We start from the raw sequence: 10,466 nt of genomic DNA, 5'->3' as shown, positions 1-10,466 counted from the left end.
GGCTCTTCATGAACAACGGCGCCACGGCGACCGCCGTCGCCTTCGACTGCGCCGGCGTCTACCTCGAGACCGATTACTGATCCGACCCATGGGGGGCCATCGACCGAGCCGGGCTCACGCCCGCCCGGCCATCTACCTAAAGAGGATGACGCCATGACCCCACCTCGTCACGACGCGGCCCTGCGCCTCTCCGATCACGATCTTGAAGCGATGCTGGAGCGCGCCGCCGAGGAAGGCGCGCGCCGGGCGCTCTCCGACGTAGGCCTCGGCGGCAAGGACGCCGTGCTGACGATCCACGACATGCGCTCGCTGCTCGAGTGCATCAGCTTCGTGCGGCGCACCGCGGTGCAGACCGCGGTGCACGTCATCACCACCGGCATCCTGGTCGCGCTTCTCGCCGGGATCGCCATGAAGCTCAGGTGGTTCGGCCCGAGCCCGTGACCTGACCAACCTCACTTCGCATCCATCCCGGCCCGCCATTCGGCGGGCTTTCTTGTTTCTGGAGACATCCATGACCTTCTACGATCACTGGCGCGGCGTGCCGGCGGCCGCCTGGCGCTGGCCGAACTTCTCGCCGGCCGAGATCGCCTGCCGCGGCACCGGCAAGCTGCTCGTGGACGAGGCGGCCCTCGACAGGCTGCAGGCCCTCCGCGACCGGCTGGGAAAGCCGCTGATCATCCGCTCGGCCTACCGGAGCCCGGAGCACAACCGTGCCGTCGGCGGCGCGAAGGCCTCGAAGCACATGGAGGGGATCGCCTTCGACGTCGCCATGACGAACCACGATCCGGAGGCGTTCGAAGAGGCCGCGCGGGCGGCCGGCTTCCGCGGCTTCGGCTTCTACTCGCGATCGGGCTTCATGCACATCGACCTCGGTCCGGCGCGCAGCTGGGGCGAGCGCTTCCCGAAGCGGGCGACCGCCTTCGCGGCCGAGACGCCGCCGGCGCGCGAGGTGCTGGCGGAAAGCCGGACGCTGAAGGGTGGCGGTGCGGCCGGGGTCGCCACGGTTGGCGCCGCCGGCGTCGAGGTTGCGCAGCAGGTGATCGCCGACACGCAAGACGCGGTGCTGCCGCTGGTACCCTACCTCGACACCCTGCGGTGGCTCTTCATCGCCGTGGCGCTCGGCGGCATCGCCGTCGCGATCTACGCGCGCCTCGACGACTGGAAGCGGGGCCGGCGGTGATTGCCGGCCTTCTGGCCCAGCTCGAGGCCGTCCGCGAGGGGGGGGTGACCGCTAACCGTTCCGCGCCGGCAGCCGACGGCGATCCGGTCAACCTCGCGAAGAAGCGCGCGGTCGATGGCAGCAAGGCCGCATCCTGACCCATCCTGACCCGTTCGCGGATCCGCGCCCCTCGGTCCGCAACGGGTGATCTATCGCGAAAGCGCGGGGCTACCGGGCGCCAGGGTCGGACAGACGGCCGTCAATGCCCGCGCGATGCAGCCGCCGGTAAAATGTCGAACGATCGATTCCCGCCATGCGGGCTGCGGCCGAGACGTTGCCCTCGCATTGTCTCAGCAACTGCACCAGAGCCCGTTCTCCGGCCCGATCGGTTCGAGGCGCCGGGCTGGCGATCTCGCGCGGCAGGTCGTCGGGCTCCACCGGCCCGCCGTCGCAGAGCGCCGCGCAGAGCTCGCAGACATTGATAATCTCCCGCACGTTGCCCGGCCAGTCATGCGCCAGCAGGAGCCGCATCGCCGCCTGCGAGAAGTCGACCCTTCCCTCCACCCTGCCGGCGATGCGACCGATCAGCCATTCGAGATCGGCCCGCTCGCGCACGGGCGGCACGTCGAGCACCAGCCCGTTCAGCCGGTAGTAGAGATCCTGCCGGAAGCGGCCATGGGCGACCAGCCCGGCCAGGTCGCGGTGTGAGGCCGAAATGACGCGGATGTCCACCGGCTCGGCGCGGCTGGCGCCGACCGGCAGCACCTCGCGCTCCGAAAGCACGCGCAGGAGCCGTGCCTGCAACCCGAGCGGCATGTCGCCGATCTCGTCGAGGAACAGCGTGCCGCCGTGCGCCTCGCGGATCAGGCCCTTCTTGCCGCGGGCATGCGCCCCGGTGAAGGCGTTCGGCGCATGGCCGAAGAGCTCGCTCTCGATCAGCGTCTCCGGCAGCGCGGCGCAGTTGATGGCGACGAAGGGCCCGCGCCGGCGCGAGGAGCGATGCATGGCGCGCGCGATGAACTCCTTGCCGGTGCCGGTCTCGCCGCGCAGGATGACGCTGATCTGGCGGTCCACCCCCTTGGCCGCGCGCACGGCGAGCCGCTCCATCGCCGGGTCGCCGCCATGGACGGCGCCCAGCGGCGCGGGCGGCCGGTTCTCAACCGTCGGGCGCGGCCGCGCGGCCGGCGGCACGGCGCGGGCGAAGATTATGCCGCCGCGCTGCGTCTCGAGCAGGCCGTCGACCGGCGCCAGCGCCCGGGAGAATTCGGGCAGCTTCTCGACCTCGCAGGCGAAGACGTCCTCGAAGCGGCGGCCGATGGGCTCGACGCCGAGGATCTTGCGGGCGTTGTGGGTCATGCCGCTGATGCGGCCGCCCGCGTCTATGGCGACGGCCGCCATCGGGTCGACGTCCAGGAATTCGGGCGAGTGGTTCAGCCGCAGGATCCAGTCGCCACGATGGCTGCGCCCCAGATTGGCCATCTCGATCCGCCGGGCGCAGGACTTCATCACTTCGAGCGTCAGGGCCTGGCTGATCTTGTCGGCAGGCGCCTGCAGGTGCGACAGGTCGAGCACGCCCATCAACGCGCCCTGGGTGTCGTGGAGCGGCACGGCGGTGCAGGAGAGCGGCGTCAGCGCCAGGTCGAAATGGTCGCTGCGATGCACGGTGATGGCCTGCCCCGTCGCGAGGCAGGCGCCCACGCCGTTGGTGCCGACGTGGCGTTCGTCCCAATCGGAGCCGGAGATCAGTCCGGCGTGGCGCAGCTCGCGGTCGAGCTGGGCGTCGCCGATCGCGTCGACGGTCACGCCCCGCGCGTTGGACAGCAACAGGACATAGCCCATGGCGTTGACCCGGCGATAGAGATCCTCCATCCCGTGCCGGGCCATGCCGAGCAGGTCTTCCGACTCCTGGCGATGCTGGCGCAACTCGCCCTCGGTCACGAGGCGAGGGCTAAGGCGCCGCGACGGATCGAGCTGGTGCTCGTTCATGCAGCGCCGCCACGACGCCAGAACGTCCGCGTCGCGGCGCGAGGCCTCCCCTTCGGCCGCGCGAACGATCTCGAGGACATGCGCCTCGGTGTCCTGATTGCCGCGCATCGGCTCCTCCCGGCGTCCGGCACGACGATAGCACGGCCACGCCGCGCCGGGGTGGAAAACTCGCGGGCTGCGCGGGTTCAGCGGGCGAGGTCGATCAGGATCTTGAGCTGCGCGCCGGCGGGATCGAGGAGCGCGTCGAAGCCGTCGGCCACGGCGCGGTCGAGCCCGATGCGCTTGGTCACCACCTTCAGGGCCGGGATCGCGCCCGAGGCGATCAGCTCGATCGTGCGCGGCCAGCTATGGGTCGGATAGCACCAGGAACCACGAATCTCGGCGTCCTTGAAGGTCAGCTGGAAGAAATCCACGCTGCCCTTGCCCGGGTGCAATCCGGTCTGGACGATCACCCCCTGCTTGCGGATCGCGTCGAGGCAGGACTGCAACGCGCGTTCGTTGCCGACGCATTCCAGCGCCACGTCGCAGCCGACGCCGCCCTGCGTGCCGGCGCGCACGACCGCGCCCACATCCTCGCGCGCGGCGTTGATGGTGACGACCCCCGGCACGACCTCCGCGGCCAGCTTCAGCCGCGTGTCGTTCACGTCCGAGACGAACAGCCGCGTCGCCCCGAAGGCTCGCGCGGTCAGGAGCGCAAGGATGCCGATCGGGCCGGCGCCGGTCACCAGGACCGAGTCACCGGCGGTGATCCGGCCCCGGTCGCAGGCATAGACGCAGACGGCAGTCGGCTCGACCAAGGCCGCCTCCTCGTCGGACATCTCGTCCGGGATCCTTTCGACGTTGTAGTCGTTCAGCAGCGCCATCTCGGCCATCCCGCCCGATATCCAGCTCAGTCCGACCAGCGCGAGGCTGCCCGACAGGTTGTGCCAGCCGCGTTCCGCGAAATGCTCGCCGTCCCGCGGCATGACCAGCGGCTGGATGGCCACGCGGTCGCCGACGGCGACCTTGGTCACACCCTCGCCCACGGCGACGACCTCGCCGCCGAATTCGTGTCCCAGCACCTGCGGGAAGCGCGCGCCCGAATAGGGATGCGGCTCGGTCGGGATGAAGATCGGGCCCGAGGCATACTCATGCAGGTCGGTGCCGCAGATGCCGACGAAGCGGTTGCGGACCAGCACCTGACCGGGATCGGGCTGCGGAGGCTGCGGAATGTCCTCCACCCGCAGATCCTTTTTCGCATGGAAACGCAGAGCTTTCATCGTGAGACCTCACAGTTCGTCGAAGGCCGCGAGGGCCTTGGCGGCATAGACCGTGCCCGGCCCGCCGGACATCTCGATGGCGACGGCGAGGACTTCGAGAAACTCCTCGCGCGTGGCGCCGTGCGCCTTCGCCTCGCTGGTGTGGAAGACGATGCAATCCTCGCAGCCGCGTCCGACGGCGACGGCCGTGGCGATCATCTCCTTCATCGCGTGGCTGACCTTGCCCTCGCGATTGGCGGCCTGCATCAGCCCGCGGAAAGCGGTCATCGTCTTGCCGTCCGCCTTGTAGAGCGCCATCGCGCGGGCGTTCATCGCCGCAAGCTTCTCCTTGGCGCCGGCCATCAGATCAGCACCATGCCGCCGTCGACCAGCAGGCTCTGGCCGGTCATGTAGTCCGATCCCTCCGAGGCGAGGAAGATCGACACCCCCACCAGATCGTCGGGGCGCGAGGCGCGGCCGAGCAGGATGTCGGCGGAGAAGCCCTCGAAGGCCTCGTTGTCGCGCTGGGTCAGGCCCTCGTCCTTGAAGCCCTTGTCGATCAGCTTCCACATGTCGGTGGCGACGACACCGGGGCAGATGGCGTTGACGTTGATCCGATGCTTGCCGAAGGCGCGGGCGGCGGCCTGGGTCAGCGCCACGACGGCGAACTTGCTGGCCGAGTAGTGCGCCAGGGGCTCGTAGCCCTGCTTGCCGGCGATCGAGGCGGTGTTGATGATCTTGCCGCCGCCGCCCTGCGCGATGAATTGCTTCGACGCCTCCTGAGTGCCGATCAGAACACCCATGGCGTTCACGTCCATGACGCGGTGCCAGTCGTCCTCCGTGATATCGTTGAAGGGCTTCACCTGCGCGATGCCGGCGTTGTTGAACATCGCGTCGAGCCGGCCGTATTCGGCCACTGCGCGGGCGATCAGCGCGCGCGTGCTCGCCCTGTCGGTGACGTTGGCGGCGAAGCCGATAGCCTGCGCGCCGGACGACCGGATCTCGGCCGCGGTCGCCTCGGCGGTCGCGGCGTCGATGTCGGCGATCACCACCCTGGCGCCGGCCGCCGCCAGGCCCTCGGCGATCGAGCGCCCGATTCCCCGGCCCGAGCCGGTGACGATGATCGAGCGGCCTTCGACGGAATTGCTCATGGTCGTTTCCCCAATATTGAAAGGCCGCCCCACGGAGCGGGGGCGGCCCTGCGTTTCAGGCGACGAAGTCGCGCACGAGGCGGTTCACTTCCGCCGACTTCTCCATCTGCACCATGTGCCCGGCATCGGGGATGAGATGGGTCGCCGCGCCCTTCAGGTTGCCGGCGTGGGCGGCAGGGATGATGGCGTCCGCCTCGCCCCAGATCACCTGCGCCGGCACGCCGGACGCCGCGAGCGCCTCGGCCACCTGCCGCGCCTGCGCGCCGTTCGCGAACAGGTTCCCGGCCAGCTCGGTCAGGAAGTCCTGCACGCCGTCGAGGCGCTTGTACTTCAGGAGGTCGTCGACCATCGAGCGGCTGACGAGCGACTGATCCTTGAACAGGTGCATCAGGGCCGGCTTCAGATCCTTGCGGCCGGTGGCCTTGACGAAGCCGTCGATGTAACCCGAATTGATCTCGGCCCCGAGCCCCGCCGGGCAGATCAGCGTGACCGAGGCGATCCGGGCGGGGTTCCTGGCGGCGACCGTTCCCGCTACGAGGCCGCCCATCGAGTGCCCGGCGAGATGCGCCTTGTCGAGCTTCAGGTGATCCATGAAGGCGATCACCGTGTCGACCATCAGGTCGAGCCCGGCCGGGCGCGCCGACTTCACCGACTGGCCATGACCGGGCAGGTCAAGCGCATAGACCGGGCCGCCCTCCGCGAGCGCGTCGATGTTGAAGAGCCAGTTGTCGAGGTCGCCGCCGAAGCCGTGGATCAGGATCAGCGGCGTGCCGTCGCCGGGGCGCGCCGCATAGCGGATGCGGCCGGCGGGCAGGTCGGCGAATTCGTAGCTCGGCCCCTCCTCGCCCTCGTCGCCCGCCGCTGCCGGGGCCTCGTAGGCCGCGACGTAGGCGTCGATCTCGGCGTCCGACACGCTCTCCGGCGCCATCACGGCCAGGAGCGCGCGCACCGGATAGGTCTCGCCCTCGACGCCCACGCGGCGGCGCAGCAGGCCGCCGTCGGCTGCCTCGACGGCATTGGCGATCTTGTCGGTCTCGACGTCCATGATCTCGTCGCCGGGGGCGATGGTCGCGCCCTCGGCCACGTGCCAGACCGCGAGCTTGCCCTCGCGCATCGAGAGGCCCCATTTCGGCATGAGGATCGGGGTGATCTCCGCCATGGCTCAGTCCTCCATCGTCTTGCGGACGGCATGGGCGATCTGCGCGGCCGAGGGGATGTAGAGCGCCTCCAGCGCCGCCGAGAACGGCACCGGCGCATGCGGCGGCGTCACCATCTGGATCGCCGACTTCAGCGAACCGAAGGCGTCCTGCGCCACGTTCGCGGCGATGTCGCAGGCGATGGAGCAACGCGGGCTCGCCTCGTCGACGCAGACCAGCCGGCCGGTGTTCTCGACGCTCTCGAGCACCGTATCCATGTCGATGGGCGAGAGGGTGCGCAGGTCGATCACCTCGACCTCGATCCCGTCCTTCTTCAGCATGTCGGCCGCCTCGAGTGAGCGCCCGACCATCTGGCCATAAGTCACGATGGTCGCGTCGTCCCCCTCGCGCACGATGTTCGCCTCGCCAAACGGGATGGCGTAGGGCTCCTCTGGAACGTCGCCGGTGCTGGCGTAGAGGTTCTTGTGCTCGAGGAAGATCACCGGGTCGTTGTCGCGGATCGACTGGATCAGCAGCCCCTTGCAGTCATAGGGGTTCGACGGGCAGACGACCTTGAGGCCGGGGATGTGCGCGAGCAACGGGGTCAGCATCTGGCTGTGCTGCGCCGCCGCCTGGAAGCCGGCGCCGCACATGGCGCGGATGACAACCGGGGTCTCGGCCTTGCCGCCGAACATGTAGCGGAACTTCGCCGCCTGGTTCAGGAGCTGGTCGAGACAGACCCCGACGAAATCGACGAACATCAGCTCGGCCACCGGCCGCAGCCCCGCGGTCGCCGCGCCGACCGCCGCGCCCACGTAGGCGCTTTCCGACAGGGGCGTGTCGATCATCTGCTTCGGATGCTTGGCGTAGAGCCCCTTGCTGACGCCCAGCACCCCGCCCCAGGCGTCGTCCTCGCCCTTGGCGCCGGTGCCGCCGACGATGTCCTCGCCCAACATGATCACGGTCGGGTCGCGGGTCATCTCCTGATCCAGCGCCTCGTTCACCGCGTCCTTCATACTGATCACGCGTGCCATGATGTTCCCTCCCCCTCAGTAGGACACGTAGACGTCGGTGGTGAGCTGCTCGGGACCGGGCTGCGGCGCGGCCAGCGCCGCGACCACGGACTCGTCGATCAACGCGGCCACCTCGGCGTCGATGGCGTCGAGTTCGGCGGCCGAGATCACGCCCGCCTCGGTCACCTTCTGGCGGAACAGCTTCAGGCAGTCGTTGTGCTCGCGATTGTAGTCGTTTTCGCCCGGCGCCTTGTAGAGCTGCGCGTCGCCCTCGAAATGGCCGAAGAAGCGGACGTTCTTGCATTCCAGCAGCGTCGGGCCGGCGCCTTCGCGGGCGCGCTTGATCACCTCGCCCGCGGCCTCGTAGACGGCGAAGAAGTCGAGCCCGTCCACGGTGACGCCTGGCATGCCGAAGCCGGCGGCGCGGTCGACGTAGTTGTCGACGGCGGTGGCGTAGTCGACCGAGGTCGACTCGGCATAGCCGTTGTTCTCCACAACGAAGATCACCGGCAGGCTCCAGATCGCGGCGAGGTTCATGCTCTCGAGGATCGTGCCCTGGTTCGAGGCGCCGTCGCCGAAGAACGTGATCCCGACCCCGTCATGGCCGAGCTTCTGCGCCGCCAGCGCCGCGCCGCAGACGAGCGGCGCCCCGGCGCCGAGGATGCCGTTCGCGCCCATCATGCCGCGGCTGAGGTCGGCGATGTGCATCGACCCGCCCTTGCCGGCGCAGCAGCCGCTCGCCTTGCCATAGATCTCGGCCATCATCGCCTTCGGATCGACGCCCTTGGCGATGCAATGGCCGTGGCCGCGGTGGGTCGAGGCGATGCGGTCGCGGTCGTGCAGGTGCATCATGACGCCGACCGCCGTCGCTTCCTCGCCGGCGTAGAGGTGGACGAATCCGGGGATTTCGCCCCGCGCGAAATCGACGTGCAGCCGCTCCTCGAAGTCGCGGATGGTGCGCATCAGGCGATAGGCTTCGAGCAGCCGCTCCTTGGACAGCGGAAACGGATTGGACATGGACTCCTCCCTGGTTGCTTCAGTCTGGGTTGCGGACAAACAGCCCGGCCGACGCCGCATGCGCCATGCAGGCGGGCACGTCGATGGTGCGGAAGGCGTCGGGCACGAGCCTTACCGAAACCCGGTCCCCGTCGGTGAAGGTCAGCTCTCGCTCGCCGTCGAAGGCGAGCGAGCCGGCGGCGACCGAGGGATGGTGGGCGACCCCCGGCATCATGCGGTCGGTCCCCACGATGCCCACGCGGTCGATCAGCCCCGGCGCGATCGGGGCGAGCAGCTGGCGCGGCGCGTCGGGCGACAGGCAGATATGGCGACCCTCGGGCGTGGCGCGGTCCACCGGATCGCTGAGCCCGGCGATCGCCGACATGCCGATCGCCTGCGGCAGGCCGAAGGTCACGAAGAGGTCGCGGAACCCCGCGGCCTTCCAGATCGCGCGGGCGCCGACGAAACGGTCCTCGACGACGGCGACATCGACGAGCGCGATCTCGCGCCGGTCGTTCAGCATCACCTCGAGCCACTTGTTCGGGCGCAGCGCCTCGGCCGCCGGCACCTGCCCGGTCGCGGCCAGCCCCACGGCCAAGCCGGTGATCGTGGGCTCGCGCAGTTCGGGGAAGGCGTTGTTCGTCCCGGTCGAGACCCCGGCCACCGGGACCGGCCCGCAGGCGCCGACGACGACGCGATTGGTACCGTCGCCGCCCAGGACAACGATTGCCGCCACGCCTTCCTCCGCCATCATGCGGGCGGCGCGGGCGCTGTCCGCCGGCGTGGCCGTAACCGGCATGTCCAGGTAGCGCATGCGCGGGAAGTTCACGTGGCCGAGCCGCTGCTCGCGCTGGACGTTGCGTTCGAGTTGGAAGCGGATGCCGCCGTGCTCCGGCATGACCACCACTTCCTCGACGCCCGAGGTCGCCAGCCCGGCCATCATGCGCAGCACGATGTTGGCGCGATCGTTGATGGGCAGGTTGCCCGCGTACGAGATCACCCGCCGGATGTCGCGCGCCGAAATCGGATTGGCGATGATGCCGACCTTGACCATTCCATTCCTCCCGATGACATGGAAGCAAGGCCCATGCCATCGCTTCGGCGCTGTATTCGCGGAAGATTTCCCGGGCGGGTGTCGCACCGCCTGCAACACTGTCGCGCGACAGCCCATTGTTCTCGCGCTGCGTCGCGGTGGCGCGATGGTCTTCTTCGGAGGCTGGGCAAGACACGGGGACTTCGCCGCCCGGCTCGCGCCATTGTTCAAATCCGAACGGGTGGTCTAATGTGCGCGAGAACGCCCGACAGCTCGTCTCCCTGAAGAAGGAGCTGCGGCCATTGATGCCCGCCTACCCGCGCCTCACGATGCCGGTCGAGATCGTCCACGGCGAGGCGGATGTCACCTTGGCCTTGAACTGCAATTGCCCGCGCTGGCGCGTCAGGTTCCCCAGGCCCGGCTCACCAGCCTCCCCGGTGTCGGCCACATGCTGCATCAGTTCGCGACGGCACAGGTCGTGGAGAGGATCTAGGCCGCGACATCATGAGGCCGGGCCACCTGAGAAGTGCGCTTGATCCTGCGGTTTCTGGAAGGCGATGTGCCCCGATGCCGTGTTTAAGCGAGCTCCTTGCGAATGCGCGCCCAGCGCCCATGCCGGATGCAAGGTCGCGGGCGACTGCCGCAGACTTGCGGCGGATTTTCTGCCCTTTTATCCAATGAATTCAAAGGGTGCGTAGCGACTCTGACTCCGTTAGTCCTGGTTCGAATCCAGGTTCCCCAGCCAGCATAACAT

Annotated in this window: 11 protein-coding genes; 3 read left to right on the top strand and 8 right to left on the bottom strand. The window is 69.1% G+C overall.

Annotated elements, in window-relative coordinates; genetic code table 11:
• The first annotated feature begins 153 nt into the window (after positions 1–153).
• From Q0112_RS12100 to Q0112_RS12090, 3 genes are all read left to right on the top strand, one after another.
• Positions 154–441 (top strand): DUF6127 family protein, encoded by a 288-nt coding sequence (locus Q0112_RS12100; protein ID WP_297975673.1) that lies wholly within the window; start codon positions 154–156, stop codon positions 439–441.
• Between the two features lie 70 nt (positions 442–511).
• Entirely contained in the window at positions 512–1,180 is a 669-nt protein-coding gene (locus tag Q0112_RS12095) for a D-Ala-D-Ala carboxypeptidase family metallohydrolase (protein ID WP_297975671.1), read from the top strand.
• Positions 1,177–1,317 carry a hypothetical protein gene (locus Q0112_RS12090; protein WP_297975670.1) on the top strand — a complete coding sequence of 47 codons (141 nt, stop codon included), beginning with the start codon at positions 1,177–1,179 and terminating at the stop codon, positions 1,315–1,317. Before Q0112_RS12095 ends, Q0112_RS12090 begins: the two co-directional genes overlap by 4 nt.
• A gap of 70 nt (positions 1,318–1,387) precedes the next feature.
• Here Q0112_RS12090 and Q0112_RS12085 read toward each other — a convergent pair whose 3' ends face one another.
• From Q0112_RS12085 to Q0112_RS12050, 8 genes are all read right to left on the bottom strand, one after another.
• A complete protein-coding gene (locus tag Q0112_RS12085; RefSeq protein WP_297975668.1) occupies positions 1,388–3,253 on the bottom strand; it encodes a sigma-54-dependent Fis family transcriptional regulator in 1,866 nt (621 codons plus the stop codon).
• Positions 3,254–3,330: 77 nt separating this feature from the next.
• Complete coding sequence (locus tag Q0112_RS12080) at positions 3,331–4,365, bottom strand: 2,3-butanediol dehydrogenase (protein ID WP_297975666.1); 1,035 nt, start codon at positions 4,363–4,365, stop codon at positions 3,331–3,333.
• Between the two features lie 48 nt (positions 4,366–4,413).
• Positions 4,414–4,746, bottom strand: a complete 333-nt coding sequence (locus Q0112_RS12075; RefSeq protein WP_297975664.1) for a carboxymuconolactone decarboxylase family protein — start codon at positions 4,744–4,746, stop codon at positions 4,414–4,416.
• The gene (locus tag Q0112_RS12070) at positions 4,746–5,534 is read right to left on the bottom strand and encodes an SDR family NAD(P)-dependent oxidoreductase (RefSeq protein WP_297975662.1); all 789 of its coding nucleotides are present in this window, start codon (positions 5,532–5,534) and stop codon (positions 4,746–4,748) included. Before Q0112_RS12070 ends, Q0112_RS12075 begins: the two co-directional genes overlap by 1 nt.
• Before the next feature lie 55 nt (positions 5,535–5,589).
• A complete protein-coding gene (locus Q0112_RS12065) occupies positions 5,590–6,693 on the bottom strand; it encodes an acetoin dehydrogenase dihydrolipoyllysine-residue acetyltransferase subunit (protein ID WP_297975661.1) in 1,104 nt (367 codons plus the stop codon).
• 3 nt (positions 6,694–6,696) lie between these two features.
• The gene (locus tag Q0112_RS12060; RefSeq protein ID WP_297975659.1) at positions 6,697–7,704 is read right to left on the bottom strand and encodes an alpha-ketoacid dehydrogenase subunit beta; all 1,008 of its coding nucleotides are present in this window, start codon (positions 7,702–7,704) and stop codon (positions 6,697–6,699) included.
• Between the two features lie 15 nt (positions 7,705–7,719).
• Positions 7,720–8,700 (bottom strand): thiamine pyrophosphate-dependent dehydrogenase E1 component subunit alpha, encoded by a 981-nt coding sequence (locus Q0112_RS12055; protein WP_297975657.1) that lies wholly within the window; start codon positions 8,698–8,700, stop codon positions 7,720–7,722.
• A 19-nt stretch (positions 8,701–8,719) separates the two neighbouring features.
• Entirely contained in the window at positions 8,720–9,733 is a 1,014-nt protein-coding gene (locus tag Q0112_RS12050; RefSeq protein WP_297975655.1) for an NAD(+)/NADH kinase, read from the bottom strand.
• Positions 9,734–10,466 lie beyond the last annotated feature (733 nt).

It is taken from the genome of uncultured Amaricoccus sp. (genome assembly GCF_937858865.1).
In the GTDB taxonomy this organism is placed as follows: domain Bacteria; phylum Pseudomonadota; class Alphaproteobacteria; order Rhodobacterales; family Rhodobacteraceae; genus Amaricoccus.
This window is presented reverse-complemented; position numbering and strand designations above follow the sequence as displayed.